This is a genomic window from Microbulbifer weihaiensis, assembly GCF_048323715.1.
GTDB lineage: Bacteria > Pseudomonadota > Gammaproteobacteria > Pseudomonadales > Cellvibrionaceae > Microbulbifer.
The window spans coordinates 72048-91169 of record NZ_JBLWFL010000006.1 but is presented as its reverse complement, the minus strand read 5'-3'; the positions used below and the strand labels follow the sequence as shown (position 1 = coordinate 91169).

The following is a 19122-nucleotide window of genomic DNA, read 5'->3' as shown; positions in this document are numbered from 1 at the left end:
CACCAGCCCAAAGAATAAACCCATCAAACCGCCCAATAATTTAAAACTATGATCACAAACGACGCGATTATTCTCGGCATGCTAGCGGCCATACTCGGCCTGGTTTTTTATACGGCGAGTAGCGAACACCGCTTCTGGAAGCGCTTTTACCGCTTTGTACCGGCGCTGCTGCTGTGCTACTTCCTGCCTTCCCTGCTGACCACTTTCCACATCATCGATGCGCACAACTCCAACCTGTATTTTGTTGCCTCGCGCTACCTGCTTCCCGCGAGCCTGGTTCTGCTTACCCTCAGTATCGACCTGAAAGGCATCGTCAACCTGGGCCCGAAAGCACTGATCCTGTTCCTTACCGGCACGCTCGGCATTGTGATCGGCGGCCCCCTGGCACTGCTGATCATGTCATTCTTTGACGCCGACATACTGAATGGTAACGGCCCGGATGCGGTGTGGCGCGGCATGACCACCGTCGCCGGTAGCTGGATCGGCGGCGGCGCCAACCAGGCAGCAATGAAGGAAATTTTCGGTGTGGGCGGTCAGGTCTTTTCTGCCATGGTGGCCGTGGATGTGATCGTTGCGAATATCTGGATGGCGGTGCTGCTGCTTATGGCCGGCAATGCCAAGCAGCTGGATGCTCGACGCGGCGCCGACACAACCGCCATTAACACGCTGCGCGAGCGCGTCGAAACCATGCAGCGCAAGCACGCGCGCATCCCGACTCTTCAGGATCTGATGCTGATCGCCGCTGTCGGTTTTGGTGTTACCGCCATCGCCCATGCTTTCGCGGACTTCCTGGCCCCCTGGTTCCAAACCAACGCTCCACAGCTGGCACGCTTCAGCTTCACCAGCCAGTTCTTCTGGCTGATCGTCATCGCGACCACCCTGGGTGTAGCCATGGCGTTTTCACCCGCCAAGAAACTCGAAGGCGCTGGAGCCTCCAAGGTGGGATCCGTCTTTATTTATTTCCTGGTGGCCACTATCGGCACCCACATGGATATCACGGCACTGAAGGAAAGCCCCGAGCTGTTTGTACTCGGTATTATCTGGATGGCCATCCATGCGGGATTGATGCTGCTGGTCGCCAAACTGATCAAGGCCCCGACCTTCTTTATGGCGGTTGGCAGCCAGGCCAACGTGGGTGGCGCTGCATCCGCGCCGGTGGTTGCGGCAGCCTTCCACCCGTCACTCGCCCCGGTCGGCGTACTGCTGGCAGTAATGGGGTATGCACTGGGAACCTACGCGGCCTGGTTCTGCGGACAGCTGCTCAGGATTGTCGGCGCGGGCTAACGCAGACAACCAAAAAAGCCCCATTAATGGCGATTGCATTCGCCATTAATGGGGCTTTTTTGTTGCTGGAATCACCCGGGAGAACAGCTCTACACCACAGCAATAGTACCGGCGTAAAGCAATTAAAACCTAACCGCCGGAGATATCTTATTGATACGGCCCCGGTAGAGCGATGTGAAACAGCTTTTGGAGGCCCGCTGCCAGGCCCGGAGGACTCACAGCGGATTGACCTAATGCAATATTATTCGCAAGGAACTACGTCTTCAGCCAAAAGGCCTTTATCGCCTTTCTGCATTTCGAATTCTACTGCCTGCCCTTCGTTCAAGGTTTTGTAACCATCCCCACGAATGCTGCGGTAGTGTACAAAAATATCTTCGGAACCCTCTGCACAGGTGATAAAACCATAACCCCGGGCATTGTTGAACCACTTCACGGTACCCGTAACGCGATCACTCATTAAGCCAACCTCATTATTGTTATTGCGCCAGTCTCTATTGTGGACGGTGCGCCTACCCCAATTTCAGCGACATCAAATGCCGCAATCTCGAAGTACCTGACCAATGGGCCAAGTCCCTACCGATTCTTAGATAAAACTGCGCCAGTGTCTAGGGATGAACGCGAATTTAATATTAATTCTCGCGCCCAGTGCGCAACATATCACCGAATATATGTGCTGTATTCCATAAATATGACCATTTGGCACCGAAAACCCCCGCGCGACTTACCTGCCATTAGCGCAAATGATCGCTTTCCTGCGCGCGCTCCAGAGACAATTGCGGCATGTCCGCGATATGCAAAGTCGACGTCGGGAATGCACAGGACGCGCCGTGATCTTCAACAATCTGTAACACCCTTAACAAAACGTCCTGCTTGATTTCATGGTAGCGAATCCAGTCAGTTGTTTTGGTAAACGTGTAGATAAAGAAATCCAACGACGAGGGCGCGAAAGAATTGAAATTCACGATCAATGTCTGGTTGGTATCGATTTCCGGGTGCTGAAGCAGCATCTCTTTAACCGCTTTGACGATTGGCGCCATCAACTTCGCATCGTCGTAGCGAATACCCACCGTCTCATAAATACGCCGGTTCAGCATTCGCGACGGGTTCTCTACGGAAATCTGGGTAAACACGGCGTTTGGGATATATAGCGGGCGCTTATCAAACGTCCGGATCCGGGTGAGCCGCCAACCGATATCTTCAACCGTACCTTCAATTTCCTTATCGGGCGAGCGCACCCAATCACCGACCGCAAACGGGCGATCGAGATAAATCATCAGGCCACCAAAAAAGTTGGCCAGCAGATCCTTGGCGGCAAAGCCGATGGCCAGGCCACCGATACCGCCCATCGCCAACACACCGCTGACGCTATACCCGAGGCTTTGCATGATCACCATTGCCGCGGTAATCATGATCGAGGCGCGCACCAGCTTGCCGATCGCGCGCACGGTAGTAGCGTCAATTGGCTTGCGCATAAAGCGGGGGTCAGCGAGGTTTACCTCAACGGCCTTGGCGAACCGCAGCGCGAACCAGGTAATCACAACGACGAAAGCAACGGCCCTGGGGTTGCCGGCCAGCCAGGTAAATACCTCGGCGTCCGTCGCGGAACCAGCCCTCGCTGCAGCCGCCGTCAAACCCATCAGCCAGATCAGAACAGAACCCGGGGGATTGATCGAGCCCACGAGGGCATCGTCCCAGGGGTTTACCGTGCGCTCAGCCCTGACCTGAAGCCGGCTGACAAACAATCCCAGTAACCAGGAAGCCAGTGCAGTTACAAGTACGATCAGGAATACTTCGGCAATCCAGAAGCGGTCATCCCCCAACAGGCCCTGCAAAAATCCTTTAACTGATTCCACACAACACTCCGTCTCTACATCTTATTGAATTTCATTGCACATCAAGGCCGTGCGGTAAACGCCGCCTGCGAGGTTCGGGTCCGCACCTTACATCCAGGACGCGAGCCACTGGCGCGTTTCCTGCCAGCGGGGTGATCGCTCCAGTTCCGCCCAGGACGTTATCGTCGGCTTGCCACGCATCCGCGCGAGGCGTCGACTGGACTCTGGATCAGGCTCAAACCCTTCAAGCGCCGCCAGGACCTGCTTTGCACCCTCGCGATTATTACAAACAACCCCCATATCGCAACCGGCCGCCATCGCCGCGCGAATCCGCTCACTGTAGCCGCCGGCAGCACCGGCGCCCTCCATCGTCAGGTCATCACTGAAAATGACACCATCAAATCCCAACCTGCCACGCAGAATGTCCTGCAGCCAAAACCGGGAAAAGCCGACCGAGCGCTCGTCGACCTGCGCAAAGCGGATATGCGCGGGCATGATGGCTTCAAGCTCACCGGCAGCAATACCCTGGGCAAAGGGCTGGCAATCAGTGGCCAGTACTTCTTCGAGCGCACGCTGATCCACCGGTAGCTCTTCGTGGCTGTCTTCGCGAACCTGGCCGTGCCCGGGAAAATGTTTTCCGGTGGTGGCCATTCCCGCTTCGTGCATGCCCGCCATAAACGGACGCGCTTTTTCGAAGAGCTGCAACGGGTCACAGGCAAAACTGCGGTCACCGACAATGCGACAGAAATCGTCGTCAGCATCCAGCACCGGCGCAAAACTGAAGTCCACACCTACCGCCAGCAGCTCGGCTGCCAGCAGCCAGCCAACATCCCGCAAGCGCTGTGCATCTGCCTGCGCACTCAACGCCTGCATCGAGGGAATACGGGTAAACTCGTCGCGGAAGCGCTGTACACGCCCCCCCTCCTGATCCACGGCAAGAAGGATTTCGGGACGCACCGCCCGGATCTCACCAACCAAGGCTTCAAGCTGGGCGCGGTCGCGATAGTTGCGTGCGAAAAAAATCAGTCCACCGACCAAAGGGTGTTGCAGAAGTTCGCGATCCTCATCAGAGAGCACCAGCCCTTCGACGTCGATCATCACTGGTCCGATCTGGGCCGACATGTGTATACCTCCTGGAAATAACACAAAGGCAAGCTACTCCCGTAGCTCGCCCTGCGATGATATATGGAATACGCGACAGATCTTGTGACGGCCGCACACTGGAGATTATTGCGGCCCGGTCAACAACGCGGTCGCAGCAGGAGCCAAACGGGCGAGAGTCTCTTCGAGGCTGCTTTCGGCTCCGAAATCCTCTCTCAGGATAGCCTCGATGGCGTCAAAGCTCGAAAGCGAAAAGATTGTGGCGCCCAGCATGAAATAAAGCCGCCAGTAGAAAGTAACCGGGTCGATCCCAGGCAGCGCCTCCCTTAGCAGCCCGGCAAAACGGCGGTATGTGGATCCGTAGCGCAACACGATGAATCGACGCATATGCCCCTGCGACTGGGTATAGGCGAGACCTAGCAGACGCATAAACCGCTTTGGATCCCTGCCCTCGTTTGCCAGCCCGGCCAGCGCCACGCTGTACAGGCTCTGTAGCAGGTCATCTACCTGTAACTCGCCATCCTGGCTCGCACGCCGGCTGAGTTCTCGGTCCAGATGCTCCGTAAAAGGTGTAAGAAAGCGCTCAAACACCGCCTGAATAAGTTCTTTTTTCGAACCAAAGTGATAGTTCACCGCTGCCAGGTTTACCCCGGCGGTGCTGGTGATCGTGCGTAACGACGTCTCGGTAAATCCGCGTTCGGCGAACAGCACCTCTGCGGCGTCCAGAATGCGACCGACTGTATCTGGCTGACTCATGCCAATTCAAACCATTAATTTAAACGCTTGTTTAACACACGAGACTAGCACAGTCGGCGGCAAATGGAACAACCTCGCATCAGGCAGCTACCCCATACCCCGCAATCCCGCGGCCTGCGCGCCATCCTGCGCCTGCCGCAAAGCGGATCCATTGAACTACCGGGCTGCCGACAACAACACTAGATTGCCTACGAGAGATCAAAAATTTCGCAACAGGAGGGCATGCGCATGGCCAGAATTGCCCCGGAAATCGGTAGCTGGTTCGAGAACTTTGATACCGGCGACCTTTTTGAGGTGGTCGCGGTGGACTATCAGGGTCACAGCATCGAAATACAGTATCTCGACGGCACCGTCGACGAAATCGAGTTTGACAGCTGGCCTCAACTGCCAGTGATAGGCGCTGCTCCTCCTGAGGACGCCAATGCCGGTTACGGGCGTTTAGCGGAGGAAATGCAGGATGCGGAAGACGGGGGTTACCGAAGCCCGGTGCTTTCGCCGGCACAGAATGCCGTTGACCGGCTGGAGGGGGATAGCTTTTCCGGCACTGATGAAGGTTACTGATCACAGCCAACTGGCAACGGATTGGAATGCGCTCACGCTCACCTCACCCTGACGTGCGCGCAACATTAGGCTGCATCAGGGCGTTTCATTGCGCTCTCGAATATATTCGATAATGATTTCCGCTGCTTCATCGACCGTATCAACCAGCCGAAAAAGATTGAGATCCGAGGCATCGATACACTGCCGTTCAAGTACCGTGTTCATCAGCCAGTCCACCAGGCCTGCCCAATAGCGCTTGCCCACCAGCACAATCGGAAACCGAAAGACTTTCTTTGTCTGCACGAGTGTCAGCGCTTCAAACAACTCGTCCATTGTGCCGTAACCACCGGGCAGCGCGATAAAGCCCACAGCGTGCTTTACGAACATGAATTTTCGGACGAAGAAATAGCGAAAGTGCAAACTGATATCTAGGTAGGCATTGGGATATTGCTCGAAGGGCAATTCGATATTCAGGCCAATGGAAGAGCCCGATTCCGGAAATGCACCTCGATTACACGCTTCCATCAAACCGGGGCCACCGCCGGTTATCACCGGAATACCCTCACTGGACAGCAGCTCGCCAAGACGCACGGCCTGTTGGTACTCGGGACTATCTTCCGGGAACCGTGCACTGCCAAAAACGGTGACTGCCCCCTTGAGGCTGATCAAGCGCTCAATGCCATCGACAAGTTCCGATTGAATACGCAGCACTCGCCACGCCTCCGGCATTTTTGCATCCAGCATATGCCTTCTCCTTATTCAAACAACGCGGTTTAATTTACCGAGCCGGTCCCGGGAAAATGCGCCGAAGGCACTTAGCACGCAGTGCTGTACACCCACGACATCTGAGCGGACACGGGATATTTTCCGGCGGTACTGGTTCCTGTCTTTTCGTTACCTCCATTCAATTCGCGCTGCATCAGGCAGCAAAAAGTTTTCAGCGACACCCCAAGTTTAGCAGCCCTTTTAGCGCCCACCGTGAAAGATTGCGCTACCCCTAAATCTGTATATAATCACAGCAACTGTATAAAAATACAGACAACAGGAATGCCCATGACAAATCTCACTGCTCGCCAGGCTCAGGTTCTGGATCTGATCAAGTCCTATCTGGATGAAACAGGCTACCCACCAACCCGGGCCGAAATCGCCCAGGAGCTGGGTTTTCGCTCACCCAATGCTGCGGAAGAACACCTGAAGGCCCTTGCAAGAAAAGGCGCAATCGAAATGGTGGCCGGAGCATCCCGGGGTATTCGAATCCCGGATCACCATACTGGGCTGCCAGTGGTTGGGCGCGTAGCCGCGGGCAATCCAATACTCGCGGAAGAGAACATCGAAGAGTACTGTGAGATACCTGCGGAATTCTTTCACCCGCCAGCAGACTACCTGCTGCGAGTGCACGGGATGAGCATGAAAGACGCGGGCATTCTGGACGGGGATTTACTCGCAGTGCAGCGCACTGACAACATCCGCAATGGTCAGATTGTTGTTGCCCGAATTGATGACGAGGTTACCGTGAAGCGCTTCCGCCGCCGCGGCAACCAGGCGACGGTTCAGCTGCTGCCTGAGAATGCGGAGTTTGATGTTATCCAGGTGGATATGCGCGACAAGAATTTTGCCATCGAAGGGCTGGCTGTTGGGGTTATCCGCCAACACGCGGACTGATCCGACCTACCCCACCTGGCAGTCATGCATAAAAAAACAGGGCCCGATGGGCCCTGTTTTTTTATGTGCGGCAGCAAGCTGCCGCCAATGGTCGCAGAATTCAGTGGATCGTGTGTTCGGTGAGATCCACGTCCTCTTCTTCAAAGGGCTCAGGCTCCAGCTCATTCAAATCCTGAACGGCTTCGATACCGGCCTCGAGCATCGCGCGGGCGATGGCGACCTTGTGCTCGCGCAGGAAGTGCAGGCTCTCCTCTGAGAAATGAATGCGTACCAGCGGGTCTTCCTTGTGGCCGGCACGGCGCAGCGCCACATCGCCATTGGACAACTCGATGATTTCAAAGGTCTCAGAGGACATTCACTTCTCCAGTTACAGCGGGATTTGCGCGCAGTGTAACACAGCTGCCCACGATTACCCCGCTACCACTCCTGCCCCTGGGCACGCTGGCGAGCAATCAGCTCGCTAAGCGAACGGCACCAAAAGGTTAATTTTTGAGCACCCAGGGTATCTACCCGCGGCTCATCCAGCTGCGCCAGAGGAATCAGGGAGGCCGCTGCAGCGCCACCGGCTTTACCGACATCTGCCAACGGGTTCTGGGCGGAAAGCCGCCAGAGCCCCTTCCACGCCCAAGCCATCCCATATAACCAGCTGTCCGGGTTTTCTTCCAACCCGACCAGTTCATCGATTTCCGCACTGGTTTTCTGCCGTGCCTCGGCCAACTTCTTCAGCGCTCGGGCACTTTCCGGCTCAGCGCCCAGCCCCAGCTGGTGGGCCTGCTCGCCGAGGAACGCCCGGTAGGCCCGCCACAGGTGAAGCAGAGCCCCTTCAAGCAGTGCCGTTTCCGCAAGGGGGGGCGCATCCGCACGCGCCCCACCGGATACCACTTCAAGCAACAGCTGGCCTTTCCGCAGCGCAGAAGCCACGCTGCCGGTATAGGGGTTACTCATCAACTTTTGCTACCGGTCGGACGCTTCTTTGCGGGTGCCTTTTTCGCTGCGGCCTTTTTCTTGGCCGCCGGCTTCTTCTTGGCCGGCGCCTCTACCTGCCACTTCCCGGCGGTGTAAAACGCCTTCCAGCCCGTTGCTTTGCCGTCTTCTTCAGACTGCACGTACTGCTCCTGGGTTTTGCGGCTAAAGCGCACCACCGTGTCCCGACCCTCGTCGTCTTCCACCGGCGCGGAGAACAGGAAGCTGTACTTGGGATCAATCTCGTCCTTGTGCGGCAGCAACTCCTTGACCAGCGGCGCGCGGGTTTCACGGTTCTTCGGGAACTGACTGGCGGCCAGGAACAGACCGGATGCGCCGTCTCGCAGAATATACGTGTCATCCACTTTTTCGCAGGCGAGCTCCGGCATCGGCACCGGATCCATCTTCGGTGGTGCAGGCTGCCCGTTCTTGAGAAGCTTGCGCGTATTCTTGCAGGCTTCGTTAGTGCAACCGAAGTACTTGCCAAAACGGCCGGACTTCAGCTGCATGTCACTTCCGCACTTGTCGCACTCAATCAACGGGCCATCGTATCCCTTGATTTTGAAGGTGCCCTTCTCTACCTCAAAACCGTTACAGTCCGGGTTGTTACCGCAGATGTGCAGCTTGCGGTGCTCGTCCAGCAGGTAGCTGTCCATCGCAGTGCCACACTTCTGGCAGCGACGCTTGTCACGCAGCTGGCGGGTTTCCGCTTCCTCGTCCTTATCCGCGTCGATCGCTTCCTCCCCGGACACCAGGTTCATGGTGTTGGTGCAGCGCTCCTTGGGCGGGAGGGCGTAACCGGAACAACCGAGGAAGACACCGGTAGAGCCGGTGCGAATCTGCATGTGGCGACCGCACTGGCTGCATTCAATATCGGTGTCTGTCGGCGCATTGCGGCGCATACCGCCCTCTGCGGCCTGCGCTGCTTCGAGACGCTTGGAGAAATCAGAGTAAAACTCGTTGAGCAAGTCCTTCCAGCCCTTGTCGCCTTCAGCGACCGCATCCAGGGCCTCTTCCAGATTGGCGGTAAAGCCGTAATCCATCAGGTCGGTAAAACTTTCGCTCAGACGATCCGTTACGATATCGCCCATTTTTTCCGCATAGAAACGGCGATTTTCCAGGCGAACATATCCGCGATCCTGAATCGTGGAAATAATCGAGGCATAGGTGGACGGGCGGCCGATACCGCGTTTCTCAAGCTCTTTCACCAGCGCCGCTTCGCTGAAGCGCGCAGGGGGCTTGGTAAAATGCTGCTTGGGATCCAGCTTGTTCAGCGCGAGCTTTTCGCCAACCTTGATATCCGGCAGCACCACGTCTTCGTCTTTTTTGGACTGCTGGGGTGCAACCTTGAGGAAACCATCAAAGCGAATAACACGCCCACGGGTGCGCAGTTCAAAATCACCCGCATTGACCACCACAGAGGTAGAAGTAAATTGGGCCGGGGTCATCTGACAGGCAACAAACTGCTGCCAGATCAGCGTATAGAGCCGCTCTGCATCCCGTTCCATGCCGCTCAGCATATTGGGCTTCATTCGCACATCGGACGGACGAATGGCCTCGTGCGCCTCCTGCGCCCCCTCTTTGCTGCTATAGCGATTCGGGTCTGCCGGCAGGTACTTTTCACCGTAATTTTCGACAATGTAATCCCGAACCGAAGAAACCGCCTCGGCACTCAAGTTGGTCGAGTCAGTACGCATATAGGTGATGTAGCCAGCCTCGTACAGACGCTGGGCCATCATCATGGTCTTCTTCACACTGAAGCCAAGCCGGTTACTCGCCGCCTGCTGGAGCGTAGAAGTGATATACGGTGCGCTCGGCTTGGAGCTGGTGGGTTTATCTTCCCGCGCAACAACTTCAAAATTGCTCGCCTGCAGCGCTTTCACCGCGGCCATAGCATCAGCTTCATTCGTAGGACGGAAGGCTTCGCCGCCCTGCTTTTTCACCTCAAGCCGCAATGCATCTGATTTGGCGGTGTGCGTGTCGGCAAACAGCGTCCAGTATTCTTCTGGAATGAATGCACGGATCTCCCGCTCGCGCTCGACGACAAGACGCACGGCAACCGATTGCACGCGCCCGGCGGAAAGTCCGCGGGCAACCTTTTCCCACAACAGCGGCGAAACCATGTAACCAACAATGCGGTCAAGGAAACGGCGTGCTTGCTGGGCGTTCACCCGGTTGATATCAAGCGGGCCCGGATCTTCGAAAGCCTGCTGAATTGCGGACTTGGTGATCTCGTTGAACACCACGCGACGGTAGCGGCTTTCATCACCGCCTATGGATTCCCGCAAGTGCCAGGCAATCGCCTCTCCCTCGCGGTCCAAGTCCGTCGCGAGATAGACGTGGTCGGCGTTGGCGGCAAGCTTGCGCAACTCATCCACGACCTTCTCTTTGCCCGGGAGCACTTCGTAGTGCGCCTCCCAGTCGTGATCCGGGTCAATACCCATTCGGCGGATCAACTGCTCGCGGTTTTTCTTGCGCTTGTAGATCTCTTTTTGCTCGGGAGAAAGCTTGCGGGTCTCAGCGGCGCGACGGGCACGCTCCTTGGGATCCACTGCCTGCTTGCTGGAAGCGCCAGTTGGCAAATCCCGGATGTGACCGATACTGGACTTCACGACAAAGTCCTTACCGAGATATTTATTGATCGTTTTCGCCTTTGCCGGTGACTCGACAATGACCAGTGATTTACCCATAAGCTTCTGATTTTTAAAAGAAAATTTACTACTTTCGCGCCGCCCGATACTGCCGGATGACACCGCACGCTGCGCGAATATATATGCTTCGCCCCCGGTGCGGTCAAGCAAGCGCCAAAATTTTATTGCCCAAATGGGTCCCCATCTGCAAATTCTGACCCGCTAATTGACCGCTGGTTCAGCTGAAATTCCGCATCCGGGAGTGCCCGGAAAATCATCGAACACACCCGTTATCGACGACCGGCCGCTTCCCCGGCTGTTAACCGGTATACAGTAGACCAGATCCGCAAATGCGACAGTGGCACGACACCCCGAGAACACCACCTCACTCGGGGGAACCGCTGGCGCCCGGTGCATTTCTCTGGGGCTCGCGAATCGCTTCTTCTATTACCGGGCGCAGATCCCGCAGGGCATCGGAAACCGCCTTCATCCCGGGATCCCCGCTGCGCTCCTGCCATTGAACACCCAGACCTCCATCCGTACAGAGAACGGCCGTGGCATCGGCTGGGAGCCGGCCCAGAAGCTCTCGCAGGGGCCCATTCGCGGCCTCTGGCGCCTCACGTCCTTTATACCAGTCCCAGACGCCATCAAAGTGCATGTCATGTGTCATGCGCTTGAGCTCCAGTCCCCAGCCGGTTTTAAGCCGCCGGGGATTGCGCCAGGGCGCGATATAAACAGCGGCATTGCCCTCGCCCTGCGACGGGGGCAAAGGCTGCATCTGTACTTTGAAGCCGGATGCTGCAGCTTGTTGGCGCAAACTGGCCAGGCGCCGATCGCGACTACTGGGCTTCAGCCACATAACCGGGCCAATCACCAGGACGACGGCGAAAACAATAACAATCAGGGGAAGCCAGCTGGCCATTGCAGATTCCTTGCTCATTAAAACGCATCAATTGGGCACACATTTTTCCCTGCACGCATACCTGTGTGTCAAGCCTGTTGTTTTAAAGTAGACTCAGTTGATCCGGGCAGGCATAGGCCCCGGATCCCGGCTGGCAGGGTTGCCGGAATTCGACACGAATTACTGTAGATGCGAGGAGAATATGGCGGGATATAAAAATATATTAGTGGGACTGGATCTCTCTGAAGACTCGGCCCAGGTGCTGGATCGCGCCGCTCAGATTGCCGCGGATAGCGGCGCGCAGGTAAGCCTGGCACACATTATCGAGCCGCTGACCTTCGCCTATGGCGGCGATATTCCCATGGATCTCTCCGAAGTACAGGAACAGCTGCAAAACCAGGCGAAGGATCAACTGCGCAAAGCCGGGGCCGCACTCAACATCCCGGAATCCCGCCAGCACGTCATGCTGGGGCAGCCCGCCACGGAAATACACCGGCTGGCTGAGGACTCCGGTTGCGATCTGATTGTGATCGGCAGCCACGGCCGGCACGGTCTCGCCCTTCTACTGGGCTCCACCGCAAATGGCGTTCTTCACGGCGCTGGATGCGACGTACTGGCGGTGCGGGTGCATTCACCCAAGGAATAATTCCTGGGGCGAAAACCCGCGACACCCGCAGATGACGAGGCGCAGACACCTGCGCCTACATTTCATCCAGCTCGGCCCAGCGTTCGAAAGCGGTTTCGAGCTGCTGCTGGACATCCGCAAGCCTCTCCAGTTTTTCCTGCACCACCCCGCTCTCTTGCTGGTAAAACTCCGGCGCAGCCATTTCCGCCTCCAGCTCTCCGAGCTGTTGTTCCAGCTGCTCAATGAGCGCAGGCAGCGCATCCAGCTCGCGTTGCAGCTTGTAGCTGAGCTTTTTGCCTTTCTGTGCAGATTTCCCGGGAGCCTCCGCGGCAGGTTGCGCATCGCCCTTATCACCTGAAACTGCATCGCTCACAGATGCGGATCCAGAACCTTTGCGTGCATTCAGTTGCTCTTCCGCGCTCAGAAAACGCCCGCCCTGACGGAGGAAGTCCTGATAACCGCCGACATATTCACGCACGCGTCCCTGTCCCTCAAATGCCAGGCAGCTGTCGACGACGTTGTCGAGGAAGGCCCGGTCGTGGCTCACCAGCAGTACCGTTCCGGGGAAGTCGAGCAGCAACTGCTCCAGCAGCTCGAGGGTTTCCACGTCCAGGTCGTTGGTCGGTTCGTCCAGCACCAGAATGTTTGCCGGCTGGCTGAAAAGCTTGGCCAACAGCGCCCGGTTCCGCTCACCACCGCTGAGTGCCCCCACTTTTGTCCGGGCCTTGACCCCGGAAAACAGGAAGTCGCTCAGGTAGGACATAACGTGACGGGTGCTGCCGCCAATTTGAATGCTTTCACGCCCCTCGGCGATATTGTCCAGTACCGAAAGTTCCGGATTCAGAGTGTCCCGGCGCTGGTCGAAATACGCCACCTGCTGCTTGGTACCGAGGCGAATATTGCCCGACTGCGGCTCCAGCTCCCCCAGCAGCAGCCGGATCAGGGTACTTTTTCCGGCACCGTTGGGGCCGATCAGGCCAACCTTGTCACCGCGCATCAGGGTGAAGTCGAGATTGCTGATCAGTGGCGCTTCACCCGGGAAGGCGAAGCTCACTCCGGTCAACTCCGCCACCAGCTTCCCGGATTTTTCCCCGGAATCCAGCGACATGCGCGCTATCCCCTGCTGCTGCCGGCGCGCCTGACGCTCGCGGCGCAACGCTTCCAACGCTCGCACACGGCCCTCGTTGCGGGTACGGCGCGCCTTGATGCCCTGCCGGATCCAGGTCTCCTCCTGTGCCAGCTTTTTGTCGAACAGCGCGTCGTTGCGCGCTTCTTCTTCCAGAAGCTTTTCTTTTTCCTGCTGGTAGCGATCAAAAGGACAGTTGAACACGCGCAAAATGCCGCGATCGAGGTCCCAGACCGTGCTCGCCAGCCGCTGGGCCAGGGCCCGGTCGTGACTCACAAACAGCAGCGCGCCGCGGTATGTGGCGAGAAAGCTCTCCAGCCATTCCACTGCAGCAATGTCGAGGTGGTTGGTAGGCTCATCCAGGATCAGCAGATCCGGCTCGCTGACCAGGGCCCGGGCAAGCGCCGCACGCCGCTGCCACCCGCCGGACATATCCGCGACAAGCGCTTCGGGATCAAGACTCAGCCGATCCAGCACACTGTCGATACGCGCCATCAACTCCCAGCCGTGGGCGTCATCGATTTTTGCCTGCAAATCGGGGTTCTGGCTCTCACGGTACTCCCCCAGCCAGCGGCCAACGTCCCCGAGGCCTGCCGCCACGTATCGGTATACCGTGTCCGTACACCCTTCGGGCAAAGCCTGCTCCAGCGTGGCGAATACAGCCCCACTCTGGCGGATCACCTCGCCCGCATCCGGCTCTCCACCGCCGGCGACCAGGCGCAACAGGCTGGATTTGCCCTCGCCATTGCGGCCAACCAGGCAGATCCGATCACCGCGCTCGATTTTGGCGCTGACATCATCGGCCAATATTTGTACGCCATAGCGCAAACACACGCCATCCAACTGAAGCAACATAAATAACAACTACAATATTTTTGGGTGAAAAAGGATATTTTACGCTTTATTCTGAGCGCCACGAATAAGCGATTTCTCAATCGGGTTTTCAGTATGTCGATTGGCAGCAAAGGACTCGCCATAATTCTTTCTACCGGCCTCTCCATGCTCGCTTTGTCCGCGAGTGCACAACAGCCAACGGCCGTCGCCGCGGCGAGTGCGGCGAGCGCTATCAAGAAAGAGCGCAATGACGTCATAGAGGCGGAAAGAGCAGTCGCAGCCCGCGAGAAGCTCAAAAAGGCCCGACTGGCCATCGCGCACAATGACCAGCGCGAACTGAAAAAGCTCAAGAAGGAGCTGAAAGACTACCCTCTCCTGCCGTACATCGATTACTGGGCGATCAGCAAGAATCTCTCGAGATTGCCCTACGACGATATCGACCGCTTCCTCGAAGAGTACGATGGTACAGCCATTGGCGATTGGATGCGCGTGCGCGTGTTGCGTGAACTCGGCAGCCGGGAGCGCTTTCGCGCATACCTGAAGTACTACCGACCGGATCGCATAACGCGCACATCACTGCGTTGCTACTATGCCGACGCGCTCAGCCGTCACGGCGACAAAAAAGAAGCCTATGCACTGATCGAGGAACTCTGGAGTGTTGGCGCCTCGCAACCCAAAGAGTGCGACCCCGCTTTCGATCGCTGGATCAGCGACGGTGGGCTGACGGACGCTCTGGCGTGGAAGCGTCACTATCTCTCCGTGACGGCGGGAAACCTGGATCTGGCTGCCTATATCGCGCGCAAGATGAACAAAACGGATACCCAGCGTGCGGAACTTATGCGCGCGGTGTACCGCAAACCCGAGCAAATTCTCAACTACGACAAGTTCATCAAGAAGGATCCCGAATATCGCGATATCGTGAATATCGGCCTGCGACGCCTGGCACAGCGCGACGCCGGCAAGGCCGGATCCGCATGGCAGCGCTACAGCGCCAGCTACCTGTATGACGACGACGAGCAAGACGAATTTTTACGCTACCTGGCCTTGCAGTTCGCCCGTCAGGACGACCACAAAGGCCTGAAGGACCTGATCAAGCACAATGACGGCTTCTTCGACCAGCGCGCCGGCGAGTGGTTGATCCGGCAGTCGCTCCGGGAGATGGACTGGGCCCAGGTGGAATTCTGGATTGACCAGCTGCCCACCGAGGAACAGAACCAGGATCGCTGGCTGTACTGGAAAGCCCGCGCCATCGACGAGCAAGCGTCCCACGGCAAAAGTGAGGCGCAGACACGCAAGGCACTGGCCCAGCAGCTCTATCGCAAGGCTGCGGCAGAGCGCAGCTATTACGGCTTTCTTTCGTCTGATGCGATCGGCCAGGATTACAGTTTTGTCGACAAACCCGCCCCGATCAAACCGGAACAGGTGGAGGAAGTCGCAGCCCGTGCCGGCATGCAACGGGCCAGGGAATTACAGGCTATCGGTGAGTTTTACCACGCACGCCGGGAATGGGATTACGCCACGGACGATATGACCACGCAGGAGTTGATGTCGGCAGGCAGGATCGCCAGCGCCTGGGGCTGGTACCACAAGTCGATTCAGTCGATCCTCGCCGCAGACTACCTCGACGATCTGGAGCTGCGCTTTCCCCTGGCCTTTTCCGACATTGTTGCGGAAGTATCAGGCCGCATGGGCAAGAAGACCGCACTGGACTCCTACCTGGTTTACGCCATTGCGCGCCAGGAGAGTCATTTCAGCCACGACGCGAAATCCCACGCCGGGGCAATGGGACTGATGCAGCTTCTCCCTTCAACCGCCAGCGAAACCGCACGCAAGGCCGGCGTGCCCTACCGCCACAGCTGGGATCTGCTGAACCCAACAACCAATATCAACCTCGGGGCCTACTATCTCAATTCCCTGCTGAACCGCTTTGACAACAACCGTTTCCTGGCGGCGGCCGCTTACAATGCCGGTCCTGGAAGGGTATCCAGCTGGCTCAGGGACACGGATAAAAAACTGCCATTCGATGTATGGATTGAGACAATCCCGTATAGCGAAACACGCAAGTATGTACAGAATGTGCTCTCATACTCGGTGATTTATGCCTACCGCAGCGGCACCAAAACCTCGCTATTGAGGAAGGGTGAAGCGGAGTCAAAACTGTAGGCGGGATGCGCGAAGGTTCCGCCGGCAATGGCGGAACCGCAATGAATAAAGGGGACAGTTCAGCGGCTTGGGTACACGCGACCAGGGTCTTTTTAAAGACGACTTTGCAACCAGTCTTCCAGTTCAGCTGAAGTGAACGGCCAGCACAACACGTCGCCAGTATCACCCAGCCCCACCACCGGAATACTCCAGCCAAACAGCTCGCTCAGTTGCTCGTCGTCGGCGATATCAACCGATTTAAGGGTTAAATCCAACTTCTCCAGCACCGGCCACAATTCAACCTTGGCCTTCTCGCACAGTGTGCACCCGAGTGTTGTATAAATAATGAGCGCCTTAGTCGCCAATTCATACTCCTAATTACAAGTGCGGCTGCGCAGGCATGTGCCCACGCAGACCAGTCAAACTACAGGAGACCCTGGCTTCGCGCCCAGAAATACCCTGCGCCGGCCACACCGGCCAGCAATATTCCAACCCACAGCCAACTGGATCCACTGGCTGCCGCACTGCTCGCCTGATAGGAACCGCTGGCGGCTTCCGCAACATTAGCCGATGGACGTGCAGCAGACCGCAGCCGGTCGCGATTGAGGGCCTGCTCCAGGCTCGAGTCATCACGTCCAGCGTCCGGCATGGTAACCGCCTGGCGAACCGTGGTTTTATCCAGGTCATCCGACGGCCCCACCACACTGAAACTGAGGCTGTCAAAACGCAGCTCGTCACCGCGCCTAACCCGGCATTCCGTTACCCGCTGGTTGTTCAGGTAAGTGCCATTCGCAGATCCCAGGTCGACCACAAACAGCAGACCCTCGCGCACTTCCAGACGTGCATGGCGCCGGGATAGGTGAGACATGGCGAAGGTCAGATCACATTCTTCTGAGCGCCCCACGATGCTGGTTTCACGCACCGGAAACACCCTGCCGACAATGGCCGGGTGATTGGCACGCAGCGCCCAGGCAACATTGGCCCCCCCGGCTGCGGACTTCATGCGGGTGATTTTCGGGTCAATTACCGTCAGGTTGCGCTCACCGAGCTGAACCCGGTCATTGCGCTGCAATTGGCAGCTTCCATCAACCAACCTGCCATTTACTGCAACCTGCCCGGCACCAGCGAGGTTGTGCAGCTCCAGGTTTTCACCTTCGACCACAATTTCAGCATGCAATTTAGCGACAGACGCATCCGGAAGAGTCAGGTCGCAGTTGCTGGCACGCCCGATGGTAACTTTCGGCGCCACCAGCCAAACACTGTGTCGACTATCTTTTACGTCGCATAATTTGAGCATTGCCTAGATATCCTTGAATAGATCCCGCGCCGCCTGTGGCCCAGCGAGTATTCCAAATACAACATAACCTGCCCGCCTGGCGGCCGCCGACTATTCAAAACAGGCGTCAGGACGGACAAGTTACCGGTCTATAACGTGACTCCAGGCCCAGACCGCCTAGAATCGATCAGTTGAGTCTATCACGGAGATTTTCGTTAGCGTGTGATTCGGTTTGCAGCTTACAATGCTCCAAGGCTCTAGTATGGAAGCGTCGGATTTGGCAGTGCTGATCAGGAAATGATCTGCGGCAGCATCACTCGAACGAGTAGGCGTTGTTTTGAGGACTCACCCCTCACCCTAATCCGCCGGCTACTGCTGACTCCACCCAGGGAATGGGCAGCGTGCGTGGCGCTTTCGAAAATAACGACAGGTAACAGGTAGTTGCATACCAGTGAGTGAAGCCAAAGTACGGGAACGCCCAAGTGGCGTGAGCCACTCCGCAGTACACATAAACAAGCGCAGCGCCGGTGCGACACACACCGGGTACCGTCGCGACCAGAATGAGGATGCATTCTGGGGCGATGAAAAACGCGGCGTTTGGGTTGTTGCCGATGGCCTCGGGGGGCACCAGGCGGGTGAAATCGCCAGCCAGACCGTCGTCGAGGAAATACAGCGCTCGTCTGCGACAGACCGCCACTATGAGCAGGCCCTGCGGCGGGCCCACGCACTCCTGATCGGTGAAGAAAGCAACTCCACCGCCATGGGCACCACCGCCGTGGTGGTTGCGGAAGACGGAAACTACTTCCATGTTTACTGGGTTGGCGACAGTCGCGCCTACCTCTGGACGCCGGGCACTGCCACGGAGTCTGCCCTCGGCGCCGAACCCGGCACAGTCACCCCGCTTTCACACGGCCAACTTGCGCAACTGACCGTTGACCACTCCTACGTGCAGATGCTGGTCGACTCGGGAGCGATCAATGCCGAAGAAGCAGCCAGCCACCCCAACAAACATGTGATTACACGCTGCATCGGTGGCTCAACCAATCCTTCCCTGGAAATTGACCGTGCATCATTTGCCTGGAAGCCCGGGCAGAAGCTATTGCTGTGCAGCGACGGACTCAGCAACGATGTCAGCGAGCAGGAAATTTGCCGGGTTCTGGCTGAAAATCCAGACAACCAGCGCGCCGCTGAATTACTGATTGCTGCTGCGCTCGATGCCGGTGGTCGCGACAATATCACCGTCCAATTGGTTGCCTCTCCGGAACAGGCACAACAATTGCCCCAAAACCGGAACAACCGCACAGCCGACCCGGTACCCTCGTCGGAGCATTCTTTTGCCAATGAGGGCAGACTTGCGCTCAAACTCGCTACAATTACCGGGTTTTTGGCAATCTGTGCCGCAGCAGCCTGGTGGCTGCTGCGCGCCTGATCACGGGAATGCAACGGAAAT

General features: G+C 57.3%; 18 protein-coding genes. 6 read left to right on the top strand and 12 right to left on the bottom strand.

What is annotated here, in order from left to right:
• Nucleotides 1-48 precede the first annotated feature (48 nt).
• A complete protein-coding gene (locus ACNKU7_RS08600) occupies nucleotides 49-1284 on the top strand; it encodes a DUF819 family protein (protein WP_418296561.1) in 1236 nt (411 codons plus the stop codon).
• Between the two features lie 241 nt (nucleotides 1285-1525).
• On the opposite strand, the gene ACNKU7_RS08595 is transcribed toward ACNKU7_RS08600, so the two are convergent.
• The 4 genes from ACNKU7_RS08595 to ACNKU7_RS08580 form a co-directional block, all read right to left on the bottom strand.
• A complete protein-coding gene (locus ACNKU7_RS08595) occupies nucleotides 1526-1741 on the bottom strand; it encodes a cold-shock protein (RefSeq protein WP_226661900.1) in 216 nt (71 codons plus the stop codon).
• A 274-nt stretch (nucleotides 1742-2015) separates the two neighbouring features.
• Nucleotides 2016-3137: a mechanosensitive ion channel family protein gene (locus ACNKU7_RS08590; RefSeq protein ID WP_418296560.1), complete on the bottom strand. Its 1122-nt coding sequence runs from the start codon at nucleotides 3135-3137 to the stop codon at nucleotides 2016-2018.
• Nucleotides 3138-3224: 87 nt separating this feature from the next.
• Nucleotides 3225-4238: a beta-N-acetylhexosaminidase gene (nagZ, locus tag ACNKU7_RS08585; RefSeq protein ID WP_418296559.1), complete on the bottom strand. Its 1014-nt coding sequence runs from the start codon at nucleotides 4236-4238 to the stop codon at nucleotides 3225-3227.
• Nucleotides 4239-4343: 105 nt separating this feature from the next.
• Entirely contained in the window at nucleotides 4344-4973 is a 630-nt protein-coding gene (locus ACNKU7_RS08580; RefSeq protein ID WP_418296558.1) for a TetR/AcrR family transcriptional regulator, read from the bottom strand.
• A 228-nt stretch (nucleotides 4974-5201) separates the two neighbouring features.
• Between ACNKU7_RS08580 and ACNKU7_RS08575 the strand changes: the two genes are divergently transcribed.
• Nucleotides 5202-5534, top strand: a complete 333-nt coding sequence (locus ACNKU7_RS08575; protein WP_418296557.1) for a DUF6763 family protein — start codon at nucleotides 5202-5204, stop codon at nucleotides 5532-5534.
• Between the two features lie 75 nt (nucleotides 5535-5609).
• On the opposite strand, the gene ACNKU7_RS08570 is transcribed toward ACNKU7_RS08575, so the two are convergent.
• On the bottom strand, nucleotides 5610-6257 hold the full coding sequence (locus ACNKU7_RS08570; protein ID WP_418296556.1) for an LOG family protein: 648 nt from the start codon (nucleotides 6255-6257) through the stop codon (nucleotides 5610-5612).
• Nucleotides 6258-6566: 309 nt separating this feature from the next.
• Between ACNKU7_RS08570 and lexA the strand changes: the two genes are divergently transcribed.
• Nucleotides 6567-7175, top strand: coding sequence for a transcriptional repressor LexA (lexA, locus tag ACNKU7_RS08565; RefSeq protein WP_418296555.1), 609 nt, complete (start codon nucleotides 6567-6569; stop codon nucleotides 7173-7175).
• Nucleotides 7176-7275: 100 nt separating this feature from the next.
• On the opposite strand, the gene ACNKU7_RS08560 is transcribed toward lexA, so the two are convergent.
• The 4 genes from ACNKU7_RS08560 to ACNKU7_RS08545 all read right to left on the bottom strand — a co-directional run bounded on the left by ACNKU7_RS08560 (nucleotide 7276) and on the right by ACNKU7_RS08545 (nucleotide 11690).
• The gene (locus ACNKU7_RS08560; RefSeq protein ID WP_226661919.1) at nucleotides 7276-7530 is read right to left on the bottom strand and encodes a hypothetical protein; all 255 of its coding nucleotides are present in this window, start codon (nucleotides 7528-7530) and stop codon (nucleotides 7276-7278) included.
• Nucleotides 7531-7592: 62 nt separating this feature from the next.
• A complete protein-coding gene (locus ACNKU7_RS08555; RefSeq protein WP_418296554.1) occupies nucleotides 7593-8120 on the bottom strand; it encodes a DUF6586 family protein in 528 nt (175 codons plus the stop codon).
• Nucleotides 8120-10828 (bottom strand): type I DNA topoisomerase, encoded by a 2709-nt coding sequence (gene topA / locus ACNKU7_RS08550; protein ID WP_418296553.1) that lies wholly within the window; start codon nucleotides 10826-10828, stop codon nucleotides 8120-8122. The genes ACNKU7_RS08555 and topA overlap by 1 nt, the downstream gene beginning before the upstream one ends.
• Nucleotides 10829-11153: 325 nt before the next feature.
• Nucleotides 11154-11690, bottom strand: a complete 537-nt coding sequence (locus tag ACNKU7_RS08545) for a hypothetical protein (protein ID WP_418296552.1) — start codon at nucleotides 11688-11690, stop codon at nucleotides 11154-11156.
• A gap of 181 nt (nucleotides 11691-11871) precedes the next feature.
• Here ACNKU7_RS08545 and ACNKU7_RS08540 point away from each other — a divergent pair, with 181 nt between their 5' ends.
• A complete protein-coding gene (locus ACNKU7_RS08540) occupies nucleotides 11872-12315 on the top strand; it encodes a universal stress protein (RefSeq protein WP_418296551.1) in 444 nt (147 codons plus the stop codon).
• Between the two features lie 55 nt (nucleotides 12316-12370).
• On the opposite strand, the gene ACNKU7_RS08535 is transcribed toward ACNKU7_RS08540, so the two are convergent.
• Nucleotides 12371-14275, bottom strand: a complete 1905-nt coding sequence (locus ACNKU7_RS08535; RefSeq protein WP_418296550.1) for an ATP-binding cassette domain-containing protein — start codon at nucleotides 14273-14275, stop codon at nucleotides 12371-12373.
• Nucleotides 14276-14368: 93 nt separating this feature from the next.
• On the opposite strand from ACNKU7_RS08535, the gene ACNKU7_RS08530 reads away from it, so the two are divergent.
• Nucleotides 14369-16417 carry a transglycosylase SLT domain-containing protein gene (locus ACNKU7_RS08530; protein WP_418296549.1) on the top strand — a complete coding sequence of 683 codons (2049 nt, stop codon included), beginning with the start codon at nucleotides 14369-14371 and terminating at the stop codon, nucleotides 16415-16417.
• A 92-nt stretch (nucleotides 16418-16509) separates the two neighbouring features.
• Here ACNKU7_RS08530 and ACNKU7_RS08525 read toward each other — a convergent pair whose 3' ends face one another.
• Together ACNKU7_RS08525 and ACNKU7_RS08520 are read right to left on the bottom strand one after the other, a co-directional pair.
• The gene (locus tag ACNKU7_RS08525) at nucleotides 16510-16761 is read right to left on the bottom strand and encodes a glutaredoxin family protein (RefSeq protein ID WP_418296548.1); all 252 of its coding nucleotides are present in this window, start codon (nucleotides 16759-16761) and stop codon (nucleotides 16510-16512) included.
• 59 nt (nucleotides 16762-16820) lie between these two features.
• The gene (locus tag ACNKU7_RS08520) at nucleotides 16821-17693 is read right to left on the bottom strand and encodes an FHA domain-containing protein (RefSeq protein WP_418296547.1); all 873 of its coding nucleotides are present in this window, start codon (nucleotides 17691-17693) and stop codon (nucleotides 16821-16823) included.
• Between the two features lie 430 nt (nucleotides 17694-18123).
• Here ACNKU7_RS08520 and ACNKU7_RS08515 point away from each other — a divergent pair, with 430 nt between their 5' ends.
• On the top strand, nucleotides 18124-19101 hold the full coding sequence (locus tag ACNKU7_RS08515) for a PP2C family protein-serine/threonine phosphatase (protein WP_418296546.1): 978 nt from the start codon (nucleotides 18124-18126) through the stop codon (nucleotides 19099-19101).
• Nucleotides 19102-19122: the final 21 nt, after the last annotated feature.